Annotated in this window: 14 protein-coding genes; 8 read left to right on the forward strand and 6 right to left on the reverse strand. The window is 69.7% G+C overall.

Annotation, left to right across the window (positions count from 1 at the left end):
* The first annotated feature begins 29 nt into the window (after positions 1 to 29).
* From OG718_RS22405 to OG718_RS22425, 5 genes are all read left to right on the forward strand, one after another.
* Positions 30 to 458, forward strand: coding sequence for an SCO4983 family protein (locus tag OG718_RS22405; RefSeq protein WP_143636760.1), 429 nt, complete (start codon positions 30 to 32; stop codon positions 456 to 458).
* A 246-nt stretch (positions 459 to 704) separates the two neighbouring features.
* Entirely contained in the window at positions 705 to 1,781 is a 1,077-nt protein-coding gene (locus tag OG718_RS22410) for a hypothetical protein (RefSeq protein ID WP_143636762.1), read from the forward strand.
* Positions 1,782 to 1,793: 12 nt separating this feature from the next.
* Positions 1,794 to 2,969 carry a toxic anion resistance protein gene (locus tag OG718_RS22415; protein WP_143636763.1) on the forward strand — a complete coding sequence of 392 codons (1,176 nt, stop codon included), beginning with the start codon at positions 1,794 to 1,796 and terminating at the stop codon, positions 2,967 to 2,969.
* A 62-nt stretch (positions 2,970 to 3,031) separates the two neighbouring features.
* Positions 3,032 to 4,534 carry a substrate-binding and vWA domain-containing protein gene (locus OG718_RS22420; protein ID WP_398937155.1) on the forward strand — a complete coding sequence of 501 codons (1,503 nt, stop codon included), beginning with the start codon at positions 3,032 to 3,034 and terminating at the stop codon, positions 4,532 to 4,534.
* Positions 4,521 to 5,120: a hypothetical protein gene (locus tag OG718_RS22425; RefSeq protein WP_306938340.1), complete on the forward strand. Its 600-nt coding sequence runs from the start codon at positions 4,521 to 4,523 to the stop codon at positions 5,118 to 5,120. Before OG718_RS22420 ends, OG718_RS22425 begins: the two co-directional genes overlap by 14 nt.
* Before the next feature lie 243 nt (positions 5,121 to 5,363).
* Here OG718_RS22425 and OG718_RS22430 read toward each other — a convergent pair whose 3' ends face one another.
* Positions 5,364 to 7,196: a phosphoenolpyruvate carboxykinase (GTP) gene (locus OG718_RS22430; RefSeq protein ID WP_143636767.1), complete on the reverse strand. Its 1,833-nt coding sequence runs from the start codon at positions 7,194 to 7,196 to the stop codon at positions 5,364 to 5,366.
* A 363-nt stretch (positions 7,197 to 7,559) separates the two neighbouring features.
* On the opposite strand from OG718_RS22430, the gene trhA reads away from it, so the two are divergent.
* The 3 genes from trhA to OG718_RS22445 all read left to right on the forward strand — a co-directional run bounded on the left by trhA (position 7,560) and on the right by OG718_RS22445 (position 10,635).
* Positions 7,560 to 8,273: a PAQR family membrane homeostasis protein TrhA gene (gene trhA / locus OG718_RS22435; RefSeq protein ID WP_143636769.1), complete on the forward strand. Its 714-nt coding sequence runs from the start codon at positions 7,560 to 7,562 to the stop codon at positions 8,271 to 8,273.
* A 149-nt stretch (positions 8,274 to 8,422) separates the two neighbouring features.
* Entirely contained in the window at positions 8,423 to 10,000 is a 1,578-nt protein-coding gene (locus tag OG718_RS22440; protein ID WP_328845013.1) for a DHA2 family efflux MFS transporter permease subunit, read from the forward strand.
* A gap of 5 nt (positions 10,001 to 10,005) precedes the next feature.
* Positions 10,006 to 10,635, forward strand: coding sequence for a TetR/AcrR family transcriptional regulator (locus OG718_RS22445; RefSeq protein WP_186001153.1), 630 nt, complete (start codon positions 10,006 to 10,008; stop codon positions 10,633 to 10,635).
* A 76-nt stretch (positions 10,636 to 10,711) separates the two neighbouring features.
* On the opposite strand, the gene OG718_RS22450 is transcribed toward OG718_RS22445, so the two are convergent.
* The 5 genes from OG718_RS22450 to OG718_RS22470 all read right to left on the reverse strand — a co-directional run bounded on the left by OG718_RS22450 (position 10,712) and on the right by OG718_RS22470 (position 19,651).
* Positions 10,712 to 13,159 (reverse strand): galactose oxidase-like domain-containing protein, encoded by a 2,448-nt coding sequence (locus OG718_RS22450; protein ID WP_328845014.1) that lies wholly within the window; start codon positions 13,157 to 13,159, stop codon positions 10,712 to 10,714.
* Positions 13,159 to 14,403 carry a glycosyltransferase family 2 protein gene (locus OG718_RS22455; protein WP_328845015.1) on the reverse strand — a complete coding sequence of 415 codons (1,245 nt, stop codon included), beginning with the start codon at positions 14,401 to 14,403 and terminating at the stop codon, positions 13,159 to 13,161. The genes OG718_RS22450 and OG718_RS22455 overlap by 1 nt, the downstream gene beginning before the upstream one ends.
* Entirely contained in the window at positions 14,400 to 16,100 is a 1,701-nt protein-coding gene (locus OG718_RS22460) for an ArnT family glycosyltransferase (RefSeq protein WP_143636778.1), read from the reverse strand. The genes OG718_RS22455 and OG718_RS22460 overlap by 4 nt, the downstream gene beginning before the upstream one ends.
* A complete protein-coding gene (locus OG718_RS22465) occupies positions 16,097 to 17,422 on the reverse strand; it encodes a glycosyltransferase (protein ID WP_260695118.1) in 1,326 nt (441 codons plus the stop codon). The genes OG718_RS22460 and OG718_RS22465 overlap by 4 nt, the downstream gene beginning before the upstream one ends.
* A gap of 198 nt (positions 17,423 to 17,620) precedes the next feature.
* On the reverse strand, positions 17,621 to 19,651 hold the full coding sequence (locus OG718_RS22470) for a thioredoxin domain-containing protein (RefSeq protein ID WP_328845016.1): 2,031 nt from the start codon (positions 19,649 to 19,651) through the stop codon (positions 17,621 to 17,623).
* Positions 19,652 to 19,825: the final 174 nt, after the last annotated feature.

Genomic DNA, 19,825 nt, shown 5'->3' on the forward strand with positions numbered 1-19,825 from the left:
TCCTGTCAGAGCACAGGAGGCCATCTCCCATGTACGAACCGATCCGCACCAAGTCGGTCCACACGATGGCCGGCACCGCCGACTTTCCCCACCGGTCGCGCGAAGAGGAGCTGGACATCCAGCTCGCCGGCCACCTCGCGGCACTGCTGGCCGTGACCGACGAGCTGCGCGGGATCGAACCGTCCGCCGAGCTCGATGTCGCCGCCGAGCGGCTGACCGGGCAGGTCGCACGTCTTCGCGGGGGCCGTCCGCCGGTCCGCGCGTCGGCGACCGGTGCCGGTACCGCCGCCGAGTCCGCCCAGGTCGTGGCGCTTCATGAGCGGGCGCACGCCCTCGCGGGCCGCGCCCTCGTCGTCGCGGCGTCCCGCGCGGACACCGCGGCCGCGATCCTGGCCGCCGAGCGCATGGACGCGCACACGGCGGCCACCGAGGCGCGCCGCACCCTCACCACCCACTGAGCCCTCAGGGCTCCCCCGGTCGGCCCCGGCCCGCGTGCGCCCGCAGTGACGCGCGGGCCGGGTGCCATTGCGCTCCGCTTGGCGCCGGTACGAATCTGCGGGTCGGTGGGGGTTGATCGCGCAGTTCCCGCACCCCTGAAGGGGCGCCCGGAACGGGCTGATCCGGTTGCGTACTGGGATGGGGTCGTCACCCCGCGTTCACCCGGAACCGTGCGGAATGTTGGGTTCCGGGAGCAGGCTCCGAGTGTGAGACGAATAGTCGCCATCGTCCTGGCGGTGTTCCTGATCGGCGGAGTGGCAGCAGCCGTCGTCGCGGGCCGCGAGAAGCAGGACAAGGGCACGGCAACGAAGACCGTGCTGGGAGTGATCGGATCGGAGAAGGCGGAGTTCTTCGCCGATCCGGATGTGGTGAAGGCCCTCGCTGCCAAGGGCTACACCCTGAAGACGGAGACCTCCGGGTCCTGGGCCATGGAGGGACTCGACCTCAAGGGGTACGACTTCGCCTTCCCGTCCAGCCAGGCCCCCGCCGACGAACTGGCCGCGAAGTACGACGTACGGCAGCCTCTGCCGCGTCCCTTCTACTCGCCCCTCGTGGTCGTGGCGCACCGAAGCGCCGCCGCGGTGCTGGCCGACAACGGGCTCGCGACTCTGCCTGCCAAGGGCAACGGCACGTTCAGGATGTCCGCCTACCTCAAGGCCGCCGGCGCCGACCGGACCTGGCAACAGCTCAAGGGGGCCGAACGGCACGGTGAGTTGAGCGGCACGCTCTTCATCTCCACCACTGATCCGACCAGTTCGAACTCCGGCGCGCTCTACCTCGCCGCCGCCTCGTACGTCGCCGACGGCGGCCGGGTCGCCGACGGCACCGCGGCCGTGAACCGCACGGCACCGCTGATGCGCAAGCTGATCAGCGTCCAGGGCGCCCAGCAGACCAGTTCGGACGCGGCGTTCAGGGACTTCATCAGCGGCGTCGGCAACCCGCTGGTCCTCGTGTACGAGTCGCAGGTCGCCTCGCTGCTCGCGCAGGGCCAGGACGTCGGTGACCTGACCGTCCTCTACCCCGACACCACCGCGAACAGCGACCACACCGTCGTCCCCCTCACGGACGAGGGCCGGGCGCTCGGTGAACTCCTCGGCACGGACAAGGAGTTGCGGAAGCTCGCGGTGCGGCACGGGTTCCGGCCGCAGGGCACGAGCGCGGAGTTCACGGCGGCCACCGCCGCCCACACCACGTATCTCAACCAGAAGCTGACCGGTGTCCGGCAGTCGCCCGTGCCCGCCTCCAAGGTGCTGCACGAGATGGCGCGCCGGGCGCGGGGCTAGGGGGAACCGCAAGTGAGCAACACCGAAGACACCTTTGTCCTGACACCACCTCAGGCCGTCGCGGCCGTACCGAGGGAGAAGGCCGGCGGACTCGTGCCGGTCGACGAGTCCGTCCGCACCGACATGGCGCGCAAGGCCGCCGAGTACGTCGACGGACTGGCCGCGCTCGACGCCCGCTCCCCCGAGTTCGCGGGGAAGATCGGGGAGATCGTCGGCCTCGGCTCCGGTGAGATGCGCGGCGCGGCCGCCCAGTCGAACCGCATGCTGGAGCGCACGATCCGCAGCCTGCCCGCCAACGGCGAGGACGCCCAGTCCCGCGTCTCGTCCTCGCTGGTCGAACTGCGGCGTACGGTCGAGGACCTGGACCCGCGCGACCTGCCCGGCGGCAAGGGGCGCAAGCTGCTGTCCCGGCTTCCCGGTGGCAACAAGCTCCGCGACCACGTCGCCAAGTACGCGTCCGCGCAGGGCACGTTGAACAAGATCGTCGGCTCGCTCCGCGGCGGCCAGGACGAACTGCGCCGCGACAACGCCGCGTTGCAGACCGAACGCGTCCGCCTCTGGGACTCGATGGGCAAGCTCCAGGAGTACGTCGTCCTGACGGAGGCCCTGGACGCGGCGGTCGAGGGGCACATCGCCGGCGTGGAGGCTCAGGACCCGGCCCAGGCGGACAACCTGCGCGCCGACGTCCTCTTCCCGGTCCGGCAGAAGCACCAGGACCTGCTCACCCAGCTCGCGGTGTGCGCCCAGGGCTATCTGGCGATGGACGTGGTCCGGCGCAACAACGACGAGCTGATCAAGGGCGTCGACCGCGCGGCCACCACGACCGTCTCCGCGCTGCGCATCTCCGTGATGCTCGCCTCCGCCCTCGACAACCAGCGCAAGGTCGTCGAGCAGGTCAACGCGCTGCGCGGCACGACGGAGGACCTCATCCGCGGCAACGCGGAGATGCTCGCCACGCAGTCCGGCGAGATCCAGCGCATCGCCGCCGACCCGGCCGTCGGCGCGGAGACGCTCCGCGCGGCCTTCCAGCAGATCTACCGGACCCTCGACACCATCGACACCTACAAGGCCCAGGCCACGGAGTCCATGGCGGCGACGGTCGAGTCCCTGACCTCGGAACTCCAGCACGCCAGCGCGTACTTGGACCGTTCGAGGTCGAGGGGCGCACTGGAAGGCGGGCTCGCGTGACGAGATACTCCGCCGCACGGTCTGTGGCCACTCACCGGGCGGCAGCCGCCGTCGCACTGGTCCTGGTGACGGCAGGATGCACGTCGGCAACGGAAGAGCCGGCCCCCTCCAGCAAGCCGGACCCCGGCACCCTCCGCATCCTCGCCTCCAGCGAACTGGCGGACATGAAGAGCGTGCTGGAGCAGATCCAGCAGGACACCGGCATCAAGGTCCGCCCCACCTACATGGGCACCCTCGACGCGGTGAACCTTCTGGCGAAGGACAAGGCCAAGGGCACGTACGACGCGATCTGGCTCTCCTCCAACGACTACCTGCGCCTCAACCCCACCGCCGCGAAGCAGATCGTGTCGGAGACCCCGGTCATGTCCAGCCCGGTGGCCATCGGCGTGAAGGACGCCACCGTACGGGAGCTGGGCTGGAAGCCGGAGAACGTCACCTGGGCGGACGTCGAGGAGGCGGTGGCGGACGGCGACCTGACGTACGGCATGACCGACCCGTCCCGCTCCAACTCCGGCTTCTCCACCCTCGTTTCGGTGGCGTCGGGCCTGTCCGACGCCCAGTCCGCGCTGACGGACAAGGACGTGAAGCAGGCGACGCCCAGACTGGCGGAGTTCTTCAAGGGGCAGAAGCTGACGTCCGGTTCGTCGGGCTGGCTGGCGGAGGCGTACGACCGGCGCGGTGACGTCGACGCGCTGCTCAACTACGAGTCGGTGCTGAAGGCGCGCAAGGACCTCACGGTGATCCGGCCGCGCGACGGCGTGGTCACCGCCGACTATCCGCTCTCCTCGCTCGCGTCCACGAGCCGGCAGGTCCGCGACGACGTCCGCCGCCTCACCGAGGCGCTGCGCGCGCCGGCGGCCCAGCGGCTGATCACCGACCGCACCCTGCGCCGCCCGGTCGTCGCCTCCGTGCCGCCCGCGACCGGCCTGGACACCACCCGACGGCGCGAACTCCCCTTCCCGGGCAGCCGTTCCGTGGCCGACGGACTCCTGGACTCGTACGAGAACAAGCTGCGCCGGCCCTCGCGCACGGTGTACGTCCTGGACACCTCGGGCTCGATGGGCGAGGACGGGCGGCTCGACCGGCTGAAGAAGGCGCTCACCGATCTGACGGGCGACTTCCGTGACCGGGAGGAGGTGACCCTGATGCCGTTCGGCTCGGAGGTCAAGAGCGTACGGACGCATGTGGTGCGGCCCGAGAACCCGCGGTCGGGGCTCGACGGGATCCGCCGCGACACCGAGGCGCTCACCGCCGACGGGGACACCGCGATCTACACCTCGCTGGAGAAGGCGTACGAGCATCTGGGCGCCGACGACGACACGTTCACGTCGATCGTGCTGATGACGGACGGCGAGAACACGGCGGGGGCGAGCCCGGCGAGGTTCGACGGCTTCTACGGCGGACTGCCGGAAGCCGAACGGGAGATCCCGGTCTTCCCGATCCTCTTCGGCGACTCCGACCGGGGCGAACTGGAGCACATCGCCGAGCTGACCGGCGGCCGGCTCTTCGACGCCCAGAAGGGTTCGCTCGACGGCGCCTTCGAGGAGATCCGTGGCTACCAATAGGCTCCTGGGCTACCTGGAGTCCCGCAAGAACCTCGCCGGCAGTGCCGGGGGAATCGTCGGCCTGGCGCTGACCTTCGCGGGTGTGGCGGGCCCGTACTGGCCGGTGGTGGTCGCGGGCCTGTACGGCGCGGGGGCGCTGGTCGCGCCCCCGGAACGGCCGCCGGTGCCGGACTTCCCGGACCCGTCCGCGCAACTGGACGAACTTCGGGGCGACTTCGGCAAGCTGCGCGCATATCTGGCCGACGTCGAGCTGCCGCCCGCCGCGGCCGGCCACCTCACCGAACTGACGGAGCTGCTGGCCGCGCTGCTGGACCCCGGCTGGGTCGCCGAGGTCCTGGCCCAGGACCCGGAGGGGGTTCACGCCCTGTCCCGGGCCGTGCGACAGGATGTGCCCGAGGCCGTCGACACGTTCGTACGGACCCGGTGGTGGACTCGGCTCGCGCCCGGCGTCGAGCCGCCCGAGCGGCACCTGGAGCGGCAGCTCGCTGTGCTCCACGACGAGGCACAGACCCTGGCCACCAGCCTCCACGAGGTGGAAGCCCGCCGCCAGGAGTCCCACACCCGCTATTTGGAGGACCGCTCGTAGGGTCTTTTTCGCCCCCGCCGCCCCTACCCGTTCCCGTCACTACTCGGGGGCGCTGCCCCCGAACCCCCGCTCCTCAAACGCCGGAGGGGCTGACTACCAGTGGGGGTCTGGGGGCGTCAGCCCTCAGGTGAAGGGAATGGGTAGGGGCGGCGGAGGCGAGGAAATACCACCGCGGCCGGCCCCGACGACGTCGCAGGTCAGGGCAACTCGGGGCCGGCCACGGAGTTTGTGCGGGGGTGGGCGTCAGCCCAGGCGCTTCACCAGGGCCCGGTACTCGTCCCACAGCTCCGTCGGCGTGTGGTCGCCGAAGGTGTTGAGGTGCTCGGGGACCAGCGCGGCCTCCTCGCGCCAGACCTCCTTGTCGACCGTCAGGAGGAAGTCGAGGTCGGAGTCCGAGAGTTCCAGGCCCTTCGTGTCCAGGGCCTCCTTCGTCGGCAGGATGCCGATAGGCGTCTCGACACCCTCCGCCCTGCCGTCGAGGCGGTCGACGATCCACTTCAGGACACGGCTGTTCTCACCGAAGCCGGGCCAGACGAACTTGCCCTCGTCGTTCTTGCGGAACCAGTTGACGTAGTAGATCTTCGGGAGCTTGGACGCGTCCTTGTCCTTGGCGACGTCGATCCAGTGGCCCATGTAGTCGCCCATGTTGTAGCCGCAGAAGGGGAGCATCGCGAAGGGGTCGCGGCGCAGCTCGCCGACCTTGCCCTCGGCCGCAGCCGTCTTCTCCGACGCCACGTTCGCACCGAGGAAGACGCCGTGGTTCCAGTCGAAGGACTCCGTCACCAGCGGCACCGCCGTGGCACGACGGCCACCGAAGAGAATCGCCGAGATCGGCACGCCCTTCGGGTCCTCCCACTCCGGCGCGATGATCGGGCACTGCGCGGCCGGCACGGTGAAGCGGGCGTTGGGGTGGGCCGCCGGGGTCCCCGACTCCGGGGTCCAGTCGTTGCCCTTCCAGTCCGTCAGGTGGGCCGGAGTCTCCTCCGTCATGCCCTCCCACCAGATGTCGTTGTCGTCGGTCAGCGCGACGTTCGTGAAGACGGAGTTGCCCCACAGCGTCTTCATCGCGTTGGCGTTGGTGTGCTCACCGGTGCCGGGCGCGACGCCGAAGAAACCGGCCTCGGGGTTGATGGCGTACAGACGGCCGTCCTCGCCGAACCGCATCCACGCGATGTCGTCGCCGATCGTCTCGACGGTCCAGCCGCCGACCGTCGGCTCCAGCATCGCGAGGTTGGTCTTGCCGCAGGCCGACGGGAAGGCCGCCGCCACGTACTTCGACTCGCCCTGCGGCGGAGTGAGTTTGAGGATCAGCATGTGCTCGGCGAGCCAGCCCTCGTCCCGCGCCATCACGGACGCGATGCGCAGGGCGTAGCACTTCTTGCCGAGCAGCGCGTTGCCGCCGTAGCCGGAGCCGTACGACCAGATCTCGCGGGTCTCCGGGAAGTGCGAGATGTACTTCGTGGAGTTGCACGGCCACGGCACGTCCGCCTCGCCCGCCTCCAGCGGCGCTCCGAGCGTGTGCACAGCACGCACGAAGAATCCGTCGGAGCCGAGCTCGTCCAGGACCGGCTGCCCCATGCGGGTCATGGTGCGCATGGACACGGCGACGTACGCCGAGTCGGTGATCTCGACGCCGATGGCGGAGAGGTCGGAGCCGAGCGGGCCCATGCAGAACGGGACGACGTACATCGTCCGGCCCTTCATCGAGCCGCGGAAGACGCCGCCCTGCCCTTCCGTGCCCTGGAAGATCTCCCGCATCTCGCCGGGGGCCTTCCAGTGGTTCGTCGGGCCCGCGTCCTGCTCCTTCTCGGAGCAGATGAACGTCCGGTCCTCGACCCGGGCGACATCGGTCGGGTCCGAGGCGGCGTAGTAGGAGTTGGGGCGCTTGATCGGGTCGAGCTTCTTGAAGGTGCCCTTGCGGACGAGCTCCTCGCTCAGTCGCTCGTATTCGGCCTCTGAGCCGTCACACCAGACCACGCTGTCCGGCTGCGTCAGTTCGGTGATCTCGTTGACCCACGAGATCAGTTCCTGGTGATTGGTGGGAACGGTTGAGGGAGCCGCGATGTCGCGCGCCACGATTGCTCCTAGATGAGGGGTTTTGGTTGTTTATGCCCCGTGGGGGCTGCGACCCGGATGCTTCACGTGGTGACGCTTAGGCGCTCATCCGGTGCCGACCGCACTCATTTGATCATCCGACGGGTCCGCGCATATGTCCAGAGGGCCTCACACGTGAGCAGCGTGAGCATCACCACTTATTGCCGGTCATTTACCCGGGCCCCTTCCCCGCCCACCGGTCGCCCGGCCCGTACGCCGACCAGGCCTCACCTCGTACGCCGATGAGACCCCCACCTCGTACGCCGGTGAGACCATGGCCACTTGACGCCCTTCATGCGGTCGGACTGATGTGTAACTTACGGTTCCGTAGGTACGATGCCCTTCATGACTGCGTCCGTCCCCGACGCGCCCTCGGACACGCCGGTCGTAGACCGCGTCGCCGAAGCGCTCTCCCTGCCGCATCCGGTGAAGCCGAAGCTTCGCGGCTGGCTGCACGCCGGGATGTTCCCGGCCGTACTCGTCTCCGGCCTCGTCCTGACGGCACTCGCCGGCTCGACCCGCGCCCGTATCGCCTGCGCGATCTTCGCGCTCACGGCCTGCCTGCTGTTCGGCGTCAGCGCGATCTACCACCGGGGCACCTGGACACCACGCATGGACGGCGTGCTCCGCAGACTCGACCACGCGAACATCTTCCTGATCATCGCGGGCTCGTACACACCGCTCACGATGCTGCTGCTGCCCGAGGCCAAGGGACAGTGGCTGCTGTGGGGCATCTGGGGCGCGGCCGTCGCGGGCATCGCCTTCCGCGTGTTCTGGATCGGCGCCCCGCGCTGGCTCTACACCCCGTGCTACATCGCGATGGGCTGGGCGGCCGTCTTCTTCCTGCCCGACTTCATGCGGGCGGGCGGGATCGCCGTACTGGTCCTGGTGATCGTGGGCGGACTCCTCTACAGCGCGGGCGGCGTGATCTACGCACTCAAGCGCCCCGACCCGTCACCGCGCTGGTTCGGCTTCCACGAGGTCTTCCACTCCCTCACACTCGCGGCGTTCGCCACGCACTACATCGGCATCTCGATGGTGGCCTACCAGCACGGATAGCCCCCACCGCCCCTCACCCCCTTACCCGAAGGGCCTCGTCGCATCGCGCGACGGGGCCCTTTCGCATTGCCCGGCACGGCACGTCCGGCGCGTCCAGCCACCGACCCGTGGATTGACAGTAACCATCTTTTGAGAGTTACTCTCATTTCATGGCTACTGTCACTCCGCATCCCGAGACGCACCTCGACCCCCGTCGCTGGTGGGCCCTCGGCGCCCTGGTCGCGAGCATGCTCGTACTCGGCTTCGACATGACGATCCTCAACGTGGCACTGCCGACGATGGCCGGAGAGCTCGGCGCGAGCACCGGTGAGCAGCAGTGGATGGCGGACGCCTACGTCGTCGTCTTCGCGGCGCTGATGCTCCCGGCCGGGCTGCTCGGCGACCGGTTCGGGCGGCGCCGGATGCTGATGGTCGGGCTCGGCGTCTTCCTCGCCGGTTCGCTCGTCGGCGCGCTGGCGGGCGATGTGACCTGGGTCGTCGTCGCCCGTGCCGTGATGGGCGTGGGCGGCGCGCTGGTGATGCCGCTCGCCCTGTCCGTCCTGCCCTCGCTCTTCCCGCCCACCGAGCGCACCAAGGCGGTCGGCGTCATCTCGGCCGCGTCCGCGCTCGGCATGCCGCTCGGCCCGATCATCGGCGGCTGGCTGCTCGACCACTTCTGGTGGGGCTCGGTCTTCCTGATCAACGTCCCGATGGCCGCGATCGGCATCGCCGCCTGTCTCTTCCTGCTGCCGGAGACCCGCGACCCGGCCTCCCCCAAGGTCGACGTCGTCTCCACCGCGCTCACCGCGGCCGGGCTCGGCGCGCTGATCTACGCGATCATCGAGGCGCCGAACCGCGGCTGGGGCGACCCTCTCGTGCTCGCCCTGATCGCCGGGTCCGTCATCCTGCTGGCCGCGCTCGTGGTGCGCGAGCGCCGGTCCGTACGCCCCATGCTCGACATGTCGCTGCTCGGCCACCGCGGCTTCCTGCTCAACGCGGTCGCGGCGACGCTCGTGATGTTCGTCCTGTCCGGCCTGATGTTCGTGCTCCCGCCGTATCTGCAGGCCGTCCTCGGCAACGACGCCCTCGGTACGGGGGTACGGATGCTGCCGATGATGGGCGGGCTGATGGTCGCGGCGAGGGCGGCCCAGCCGGTCGTCGAACGGTTCGGGTCGCGTGGTGTGGTGAGCGCCGGTCTGGTGGTGCTGGCCTTCGCCGCGCTCCTCGGCAGTCGTACGACGGTCGAGTCCGGGTACGGCTTCACCGCGCTGTGGCTGTCGATCGCGGGCCTCGGTTTCGGCTTCGCCGTCGTCCCTGCGATGGACGGGGCGCTCGCCACACTCCCCGCCGACCGGGCCGGCAGCGGCTCGGGGCTGCTCATGACGCTGCGCCAGGTCGGCGGGGCGATCGGGATCGCGCTGCTCGGCAGTCTGCTGGCCGGCGCGTTCCGGGACCGGCTCGACGTGACCGGGCTGCCCGAGCGGGCGGCGGACACGGCCCGGGAGTCCGTGGTCGCGTCCCACCTCGTCGGCGACCGCGTGGGCGCCGCCGACCTGGTGACCTCCGCGGACGCGGCGTACGTGCACGGCATGGGCCTGGTCCTGCTGGTGTGCGGGATCGCCTCGCTCGTGGCGGCGCTGCTCGCGGGCGCGTTCCTGCCGAACACCGGATCGCGGGACGCCACGGGGTCCGAGGAGGGGAAGCCGGCCCCGGACATGGCCCCCGCCCCGGCCGATGGCCGACAATGACCCCCATGACGGCCGCACGTACCTCCATCCCCGCCGACCGCCCCCAGCTGGGACTTCGTGAGCGGAAGAAGATCAAGACCCGGACGGCGATCCGTGACGCGACCTACCGGCTGATCGAGGAGCAGGGGTACGACGCCACGACGATCGAGCAGATCGCCGAGCTCGCCGAGGTGTCGCCGTCCACGGTCTTCCGTTACTTCCCGACCAAGGAGGACATCGTCCTCACGGACGAGTACGACCCGCTGCTGGAGTCGGAGCTGCGGGCACGGCCGGCGGACGAGCCTCCGATGGACTCCCTGAGGTACGTGCTGAAGAAGGCCGTGGCCACCGGGATGGCCGATGACCCCGAGGTCACCCGGGTGCGGACCAGGCTGATGGCCGAGGTGCCCGCCGTGCGCTCGCGGATGATGGAGAGCATGTCGGTCACGAGCCACCTGCTCTGCCAGGTCGTCGGCGAGCGCACCAACCGGGACCCCGACAGCTTCGAGGTGCGCGTCTTCGCGATGTCCCTCGTCGGCGGCCTGATGGAGGTGTCCCTCTACTGGGCCGAACACCACCACGAGGACGACTTCGCCGATCTCGTCGACCGCGCCCTGGACGTCCTGGAGCACGGGCTCGCGCCGCGGACGGAGTAGCGGAGGAAGGCGGTTGCCCCGCGCCCCTCGAAAGGGGCGCGGGGCAACCGCGTCTCACGAACTCACGAGGGCGCACTCAGCGCCTCGTCACATCACCCTTTCCGCACGCCAGCCCGTCCTTGTCGCGGTCCAGACGCAGTGGGTCGTCCTTGCCGTTGATCTTGAGGCGGCCGTAGTCGTTCTCCTTCAGCCAGGCGCAGCGGGCCGCCGTCGTCTTCTTGACCTCGTCGGGGAAGACCGTCGGGACACAGACGTTGGCGGAGCCGTAGTGGCGGTCGCAGCCGGCGACGGTCGTGCTGACCTTGGCCGAGGCGCGCTTCTTGCCGGGCTTCTTGACCTTGCCCTCGAGCGAGTCCGCGAAGGAGTGCTCGTGCGCCGAGGGGGTGTCCTCGGCCGCCGCCGCCATGGCGGACGGGCCCTGGAGGTGGACCCACTTCGCCACCGAGGGCACGCCGTTTGCGTCGACCGCGAAGAGCATGTACCAGCCGGGCGGGGCCAGGTTGGGGTTGCTCGTCACGTTCAGGTCGACGTTGTTGCCGTCGACGGAGAGCGGCAGGTCCACGAAGCGCTGGTTCGGGTCGGACGAGTGCGTCACCGCGGCCGGGCGGATCAGCTCCGCCTTGGCGATGGGCCGGTCGACCGTGATGCGCTGCGTGTCGCCGTACGTCCACTCGTTGTCGATCACCGAAGTGATCGTCGGGCGGGCGCCCTTGAGCAGATACGGCGGGGTGTAGACCGACACGTTGTGGTTCCAGGAGCCGTTGCCCGGGTTGTCGCCGGTCGCCATCACACGGCCGTCGGGGAGCAGGAACGCGGAGGAGTGGTAGCCGCGTGCCTCGGGGTCGGCGGCCACCGGGTCGAAGGTCTCCGTCGCCGGGTCGAAGATCGACGACTCGTAGACCGGGTTGGCGCGGTTGTGCAGGGCGCCGCCGGTCTCCAGGACCTTCCCGTCGGGCAGCAGCACGGTGGAGACGTACATCTTGCCCTGGTTGCCGGTCTGCGGGATCCTGCCGTTGCCCAGGTCGACGGTGCCCTGCGGGAGCGGCGGCCCGGCGACGTACGCGGGGTTGGCGGACTTGAGGTCGATGATGTCCGTGAGCCGGTTCGCGTCGGGGTTCGAGTCGATGTTGCCGCCGCCGACGGTGAGGACCTTCTGGTCCTGGGCCGGGGGCAGCAGGACGCTCGCCGACTGGTCGCGCTCGTCCTTGCGCTGCAGGCCGGGCACCTCGGTCGTGGTGTTGGCGTCGTAGTCGTAGATCGCCGAACCCGTGCCGGGGATGTTGTTGCCGAAGGTGTGGCTGCCCGTGTAGAAGAGGCGGCCGTCCTGCATCAGGACCATCGTCGGGTACAGACCCCAGTACGACCAGGTCTGGTTGACCTGCCACAGCGGCAGCCACTTGTTCTCGGCGGCCGACCAGCGCTCGGCCGTCACGGACCCCGTGGAGTCCTCCTTCAGCCCGCCGAAGGAGATCACGTCACCGTTGCCGAGGATCGTCGCCGACGGGTACCAGTGCCCGTCGTTCATGTCGTTCGTCTTGCTGTACGTCTCGGTCACCGGGTCGAAGGTGTACGAGTCCTTGTAGCCCTGGTAGCCGATCGTGCCGTCGGCGGACGGGTAGCCCTTGTTGCCGCTCATCACGAGGACCCGGCCGTCCTGCAACTGCACATGCCCGGCGCAGAACATGTCCTTGGGCGTGGGGATCTGCTTGTACGTGCCGTTCACCGGGTCGTAGACCGCGCTGGTGAACGTGCCCGCCTTGAACATCTCCTCGCTGTTGCCGGAGCCCGCGATCAGCAGCACCTTGCCGTTGTTGAGGACGACGGAGTGCATGGAGCGGACCGGGTTCTGCGTGGGCAGCACGTCCCACTTGCCGTTGGCGCACTCCTCGGCCGTGCCGGTGCACACGGGGTCCGGGACCGGGTCGGCGACCTGGTCCATCGTGTAGTCGTCGGTGGTCACGGCTCCGGTGCCGTAGACGGAGACGCCCCAGGTGATGCGGTCGGTGCCCGCGGGGACCTCGGGCGTACGGACCGTGGCCTCGGCCCAGCCGCCGCTGATCGGCAGGGTCTTGAGGTCGGTCCAGTACTGCCAGCCGGCGGTCGCGTCGTGCCGGAAGAGCGTGAGCGAGGTGTCCGGGGTCGTCGACTTGTACCAGAGCCCGAGGTCGTACTGCTTGCCGACGCTGACGACCGGCGCACACTCGGCGGACTCGGTGATCAGCGCCTTCCGGTCGCCCTCGGCGCGGCGGGTCAGCTCGACCTTCATGGCCTTGGAGCCTGAGTGGGCGTCGGCCACGGTGGAGAAGGTGAAGTCGTTGTCGCCCCAGCCGGACTTCTCCCAGCAGTACGGCATGTCGCCCGTGCCGGCGGTCTCGAAGCCGGGGTTCTTCACGAGGTTGGCGGCGGAGGCGGGCTGCGGGGCGATGAGGAGCAGCCCCGAGGTGAGGGCTCCCACGGCCAGCAGCGCGGTGCGGCGTCTGGGCCGGACGGGTCTTCTGAACTTCGGAACGGGTCTACTGAACATCAGCTGGTTCTCCCCCTTGTTGCGCGGTCGCGGCTCCCTGCGTGACGGCCGGTCTCGACGGCCGTCGTGTTCCCTGCGCGCCCTCCCTTCCGCGGCAGATAGACCAGGGCCTCCGTGCCCGCGAACCGCAGGACGAAGGTGGTCACCAGGGCGAGTGCGGTGGCGCCGAGCACGGACATCCCGAACTGCCCCACGAACAGCGCGATGAGCGGGATGCGCAGCACCAGGTCGGCGTTGGCCAGCAGCGCGAACCGGCCCGAGCGGTCCCACCAGCGCCGGTGCTGCCGGCGGTCCCGGAAGCAGAGGTGCTCGATGAGCAGGAAGTTCCAGGCGACGCCGAACTGGTTGGCGACGATCTCGGCGGGCAGGTAGTGCATCCCGGCGGCCGTCAGGGCCCAGAGCGCGGCGAGGTTCGGCAGGAACCCGGTCGCGCCGATCAGCCCGAACACCACCATGCGGGCGACCGGCGAGGCGGTGCGCAGCCCGGCGAGGTGGCGCAGGAAGCGGAAGCCCTCCTGCGCGGTCGACTTGGACTCGCCCGCGAACCGGTCCTGGAAGACGAACGGAACCTCGGTGACCTGGCGCGGGCGGGCGCGTACGGCCATTTCGAGGAGGATCTTGTAGCCGAGCGGCCTGAGGACGTCGGCGGTGACCGCGCTGCGGCGGATCGCGAAGAAGCCGCTCATCGGGTCGCTGATGCCGCGCAGTCTCCGCGGGAACAGCGTCTTCGTCAGCCAGGTCGCGCCGCGTGAGACGGCGATGCGGTAGCCGCCCGCGAGGCCCGCGCGGCTGCCGCCCTTGATGTAGCGGGAGGCGACGACGAGTCCGGCGTGCTCGCGCTCGCCCGCGGCCACCAACTCCGGTACGAGGGACGGCGGGTGCTGGAGGTCGCCGTCCATGACGACGATCCAGTCGGAGGTCGCGGCCCGGATCCCCTCGACGACCGCGCCGCCGAGCCCGCCGGCCGGTGTGTCGCGGTGCAGCACGGTCACCGGGTACGGGCAGTCCCGCGCGGCGTCCCGGATCACCTCGGGGGTGTCGTCGGTGGAGTCGTCCACGAACACGACCTCGCAGGGCAGCCGCGAGGGCACCGACTCGGTGATCCGGTGCAGCAACTCCCGGATGTTCGCGGACTCGTTGAAGGTCGGCACGACGATGGTGACGGCGCCGGGTTCGGGAACGGCGGAGGCCGCGTTCAGGGCGGGGTCGTGCAACTCCCCCGGGACGGTGGACTCGTACGTCATCGGTCGCCTCCGGTGGTCGTCGCACCGGCGGTGTCGGCCGTGCTCGTCGTGCCTGCCGTGGATCCGCCCTCGACCTGCCGGATCTCGATCCGGTCCGGGCCCTTGCCGAAGGTGGCGACAGGGGTCGAATGCCTCATCGCCTGCCTGACGTTGGGCAGGTCGGCCGCGTCGCGCCGCACGGTCGGGGAGGCGACGACGTAGTCGATGTCGCGCCAGCCGCGCGGCATCGTCCTGGTCACCGCGGGGTCGAGGTCGGCCTTGTAGAACCAGATGACGCCGAGGCCCGGCTCGTAGCCGGCGTGCACCAGGTCGAGCCAGAGAGCGTCGTCGACGAGTACGCGGGTGTCCTCGGGGTTGTCGACCTCGGTGGCCAGCCACTTGGAAGCCGCCCGGTAGGGGGCGTTGGCGTCGGCGGTGACTGCGGTGCGGTCGCCGTCGTACCAGCGCGGCACGACGTACGCCGCCGAGGCCGCTACGAGCAGAGCCGCGACCGCGTACCGGGCGCGGGTGACGTACTCCTTCTCGTCGGTGCTCCGCCACCTGCGCAGCACCCCGTGCGCGACGCTCGCGGCGCCTCCGGCGAGGACGAGCGCGAGGAACGGCAGTGCCTGGATGACGTACATCGCGGGCAGGTAGCCGGTCGGGCGCAGGGCGACCAGCGCGAGGATCGCGACGGTGAACGCGGGTCCGGCGAGGGCCCGCGCGGTCACCGACCAGCGCCAGGTGACCAGGAGGAGCAGCGCGCCCGCGAGGCCGCCGAGGGGCAGCACGCGGTCGTAGTAGAGCCAGGACTGCAGGACCCCGTACGAGCCGGAGCCCTGGTCGAGGATGAATCCCGAACCGGGCCTGGTCAGCTGGTATTCGAGGCCGTCCCACAGCGACACGTGTCCGTCACCGGGGAGGAGTTCGCCCTTGAGGAGGGCGAAGAGCGGGTACGACATGCCGATCAGCACGCAGGCCGTGATGGCTCCGGTGAGCGCGAACTTGCGGGTGTCCCGGTGACTGTGGCGCCACATCGTGATCATCACCGCGGGCAGCACGAAGATCATGGTCTCTTTGGTGAGGACGGCCGCGGCGGCCGCGAGACCCGCCCCGAAGTGGTGCCAGAGGTGGCGGCTCGGGGAGGCGGCGAGGCAGAACGCGACCAGCGTCCACATCACGGCGATGTTGTCGAGGAAGATCTCCCGCTGGAGGACCACCGACAGCGGCGAGAGCCCGAAGAGCAGCATCGCGAGTCCGGCCGCCCAGCGGGGCAGCCACAGGCGGCGGGCCACCACGTAGACGAGGACCGCGCTGATGGCGCTGACCAGGAGCATCACGATCCGCATCGAGCCGACCGTCATCGACTCGGGGCTGATCAGGGACGGTATCCAGGTCAGCAGGGCTATCTGTATCCAGCCGAGCGGCGGGTGGTCGTACCAGTAGGTGTAGTGGGCGAGCCCGTTGCCCTGCTGCACGGACCAGGCCTGGGCGAGGTAGGTGCCCTCGTCGTCGCTGAGCGCCGGGTAGTCGGCGATGTTCCAGCCCTGCACGGTCATGACGACCACGAGGAGTACGCCGCACAGGACCAGGTCGGCGCGCGAGGTGCGCAGGCGGGACGGGAGCGGGGTCGTTCGAGGAGTCGAACCGGTCTTGGGGACAGGTGTCCGCTGCGCGGGGACCTTTGGGGTGGTCACCGCGGGAAGGGTGGAGGTCACGCAGGAACGTCCTCTCGGGACCCGCGGGACGCTACGGCCGCGGCTTCGGTTGCTTCAGTGGCTTCGAGGGCGCGGGCGGCCCCGACATCGGTGAGATGTGCGCCGACATGGCTGGTCAGCTCCCAGTCGTTCCGGCCCCGTTGCTCACGCCACACGGCACGGACGGCCGCTCCGGCGAGGAGCACCTGATAGAAGGGGCCGCCGACGATGAGCTTGAGGTAGTGGACGAATCGGACGCGAAGCCCGTACTGCTTGCCGAAGTCGTGCAGTCCGACAAGCTCGAAGACGAAGGTGACGAAGGCGGTGACGGCCGGCAGGAAGGTGATGAAGGCGATGCCGACCGGGACGTCGAGGAAGAGCGCGACGGCCACGTTGAGCGGGATGATCACGCCGGAGATCGCCTGGAGATACGGCGTCATCAGCGTGTAGCGGGCGAGTAGCCGCTGGCCGAAGCCGGGCAGCTGCTTCCAGTCCTTCTTCCGGTAGACCTGCAGGAAGCCCTGGTTCCACCGGGTGCGCTGCTTGAGCAGCGACATCAGGCTGCCGGGCGTCTCCTCCTTGGTCACCATGTCGGAGTCGTACGCGACGACGACCTTCTTGCCGATGCTGGACAGCCGCACGCCCAGGTCGCAGTCCTCGGCGAGGCAGTCGGGGTCCCAGCCGTCGGCGGCCCGCAGGACGTCCGTGCGGACGAAGACGGTGTTGCCGCCGAGCGGAATGAAACCTTTCTGCGCATGCAGGTGGAGCCGCGAGCGGAACCAGAAGAAGTACTCCAGGCAGTTGCGCAGGCTGTACCAGCTGGAGTTGAAGTTGATGAGCTGGACGCCGCCCTGGACGACGTCGGCGTCGGTCGACCTGAAGGCGTGGTCGACGTGCGCGAGGAGCTCCGGGTGGACCTGGTCCTCGGCGTCGAAGACTCCGACGACGTCACCGCGACAGTGCGGCAACGCCGTGTTCATGGCCTTCGGTTTGTTCTTCTTCTCGTGCGTGTCGACGACGACGCGTACGCGCGGGTCGCGCGCCTCGGCCTTCCGGGCCACCTCGGTGGTGTCCGGGTCGTCGTGGCCGACGATCACGATGATCTCGAAGTCGGTGTGGCTGGATTCCAGCAGTCGCTGGATGGTGTGGTCGAGCACGGCCTGCTCGTGTCTCGCCGGCAGCAGCAGCGAGAACGACAGGTGTTCACCCCCGTCGGGACTGCTGAACCGGGTGGAGGCGAGCACTTCGGGCGTACGCCACGCGTGCATCTGCCACCACAGAGTGAAGGCAGCCATCCCGAAAAGGGCAAGCGAAACGGCAGCAATGAGCACAGACGTAAGCAACAGATCCCCCCAGGATCCCCATAACCCCCTGTCACGACAGCGAGTCACTCCTGTCGTGTCCGGGACAGAGACTATGGGGGTTCTGTGAAGCCCGGGAGGTGTTCTGATAAATAACGTGTTTCGGAATGGTCGGTCGACTTGTTGGGCGTATCCGAACACATGCCCACATAATCCCCCGTGAGCAGGCGTTCTCGCCGCTCAGCGCCCCAGGGCCTCCCGGAGACGATCGACATCGGTCGTCGGAGCGTCACATGTGAAGTTACGGCAGACATACGCGGTTGGTTCACCGCTCACAAGCAATCGTTCCGCGAGCAAAGGCAGTTCGTCACTGTCCGGAGCACCCACGGCGACAACCGCTCCGGGGGCGGTGGCGAGGAGGGCCGCGCGATGGAGCTCCTTGGTCGCGGGATCGTCGACCGGCCCGACCACAGCCACCTCGCGCGGCCCGTCGAGCAGGGCCTCTGCCGTGGCGAGCCCCCAGCCGATGAAACGCGGGGCGCGCGGGCCGAGGGCCTTGACGACGCCCAACGCCCGCTCGGCGGCGGCCCGGTGGGGCTCGGCACCGGTCTGGGCGGCATAGCTCAGCAAAGCACCGGCGGCCGCGCTCCAGCCGGAGGGCGTGGCGTTGTCGGTCGGATCCTGCGGGCGGCGGATGAGCTTCTCGGCGTCGGCGGCGGTGTCGTAGAGCGTCCCTGACTCCTCGTCGGTGAACTGCACGAGCACGTGGTCGAGCAGGAAACCGGCGAATTCCAGCCAGACGCCCTCGCCGGTCACCGAGGCGAGCGCGAGGAAGCCCTCCGAGACGTCCGCGTAGTCCTCCAGCACACCCGCGTTGGCGCCGACGCGACCGTCCTTGCTGGTACGGGCGAGGCGGGCGTGCTCGTCCAGGTGGAGCCGTACGAGGAGGTCGGCGGCGCCGAGTGCCGCCTCGACCAGGTCGGGACGGTCGAAGTACGCGCCGGTCTCGGCGAGGGCCGCGACCGCGAGACCGTTCCAGGCGGCGACGACCTTGTCGTCCCGGCCGGGGGCGGGGCGTTCGCCGCGCGCTTCGAGGAGCCGCGCACGGATGGAGGCGATCCTCTCCGCGTCGAACACGCCCTCGCTCTGCGGGAGCTGGAGGACCGAGGCCCCCTCCTCGAAGGTGCCCTCCGCGGTCACACCGAAGTAGTCGGCGGCGAGTTCGGCGTCCTGCTCGCCGAGAACCTCGCGCAGCTGCGCGGGCGTCCAGACGTAGTACGCGCCCTCGACGTGCTTCCCGTTCCCGTCGTCGCTGTCGGCGTCGAGCGCGGAGGCGAACCCGCCCTCGTTCGTACGGAGTTCGCGGACCATGAAGTCGGCGGTCTCCAGGGCGACACGGCGCGCAAGGTCGGACCCGGTGGCCCGCCACAGATGCGCGTACACCCGGCACAGCAGGGCGTTGTCGTACAGCATCTTCTCGAAGTGCGGCACGACCCACTCGCGGTCGACGGAGTAGCGGGCGAAGCCGCCGCCGAGCTGATCGTAGATTCCGCCGCGGGCCATCCGCTCACAGGTGTCGGCGGCCATCTGCAGCGCGCCCTCGGCGCCGGTGCGGGCGTGGTGCCGCAGCAGGAACTCGACCGCCATGGACGGCGGGAACTTGGGCGCGCCGCCGAAGCCGCCGTGAACGGAGTCGTAGTCCCGGGTGAGGCCGAGCAGCGCCTGCGCGAGCTCCTCCTCGCCGGGCACCTGGGTGTCGCCGAACGCGATCTCCCGGCCCGCCAGGTCCCGCACGATCTTCTCGGCGACCTCCGCGACCTCGTCCCGCCGGTCGGTCCACGCGCTGTGCACGCCTTCGAGGACCTGCCGGAAGGACGGCATGCCCTGCCGGGGCGCGGGCGGGAAGTAGGTGCCGAAGTAGAACGGTTCGGCGTCGGGCGTGAGGAAGACCGTCATGGGCCAGCCGCCCTGGCCGGTCGCCGCCTGCACGGCCTCCATGTAGACGGCGTCGACGTCGGGCCGCTCCTCCCGGTCGACCTTGACGCTCACGAAGTGCGCGTTGAGGTAGTCGGCGGTCTCTTGGTCCTCGAACGACTCGTGCGCCATGACGTGGCACCAGTGACAACTCGAATACCCGACGCTGAGCAGCACGGGTTTGCCGCTCCTGCGTGCCTCCTCGAAGGCGTCGGCCGACCAGGGCCACCAGTCGACGGGGTTGTCGGCGTGCTGGAGGAGGTAGGGAGACGTCTCATGGGCCAGTCGGTTCGGCATGGGGTCCATCCTGCCGCAGTACCCGGTGGGCAATGCGGATCACCCGTGCGCGCCGGGGGTAGGTGATGGGTCCGACGCATTCCGGTTGGGCGTGGTCATGACAGAGGCTGGCTCTCTCGCCTTCCCCGCCCATCCGCAGGACACTTGACCAAGAAAGCCGTTACCGGCGGAGGG

Origin of the sequence: Streptomyces sp. NBC_00258 (assembly GCF_036182465.1) — a bacterium.
GTDB lineage: Bacteria > Actinomycetota > Actinomycetes > Streptomycetales > Streptomycetaceae > Streptomyces.

Coding starts and splice junctions, on each gene's coding strand:
- OG718_RS22405 (WP_143636760.1), top strand. CDS start 30: ATGTACGAACCGATCCGCACCAAGTCGGTCCACACGATGGCCGGCACC.
- trhA (WP_143636769.1), top strand. CDS start 7,560: ATGACTGCGTCCGTCCCCGACGCGCCCTCGGACACGCCGGTCGTAGAC.
- OG718_RS22440 (WP_328845013.1), top strand. CDS start 8,423: ATGGCTACTGTCACTCCGCATCCCGAGACGCACCTCGACCCCCGTCGC.
- OG718_RS22445 (WP_186001153.1), top strand. CDS start 10,006: ATGACGGCCGCACGTACCTCCATCCCCGCCGACCGCCCCCAGCTGGGA.
- OG718_RS22450 (WP_328845014.1), bottom strand. CDS start 13,159: ATGTTCAGTAGACCCGTTCCGAAGTTCAGAAGACCCGTCCGGCCCAGA.
- OG718_RS22455 (WP_328845015.1), bottom strand. CDS start 14,403: ATGACGTACGAGTCCACCGTCCCGGGGGAGTTGCACGACCCCGCCCTG.
- OG718_RS22470 (WP_328845016.1), bottom strand. CDS start 19,651: ATGCCGAACCGACTGGCCCATGAGACGTCTCCCTACCTCCTCCAGCAC.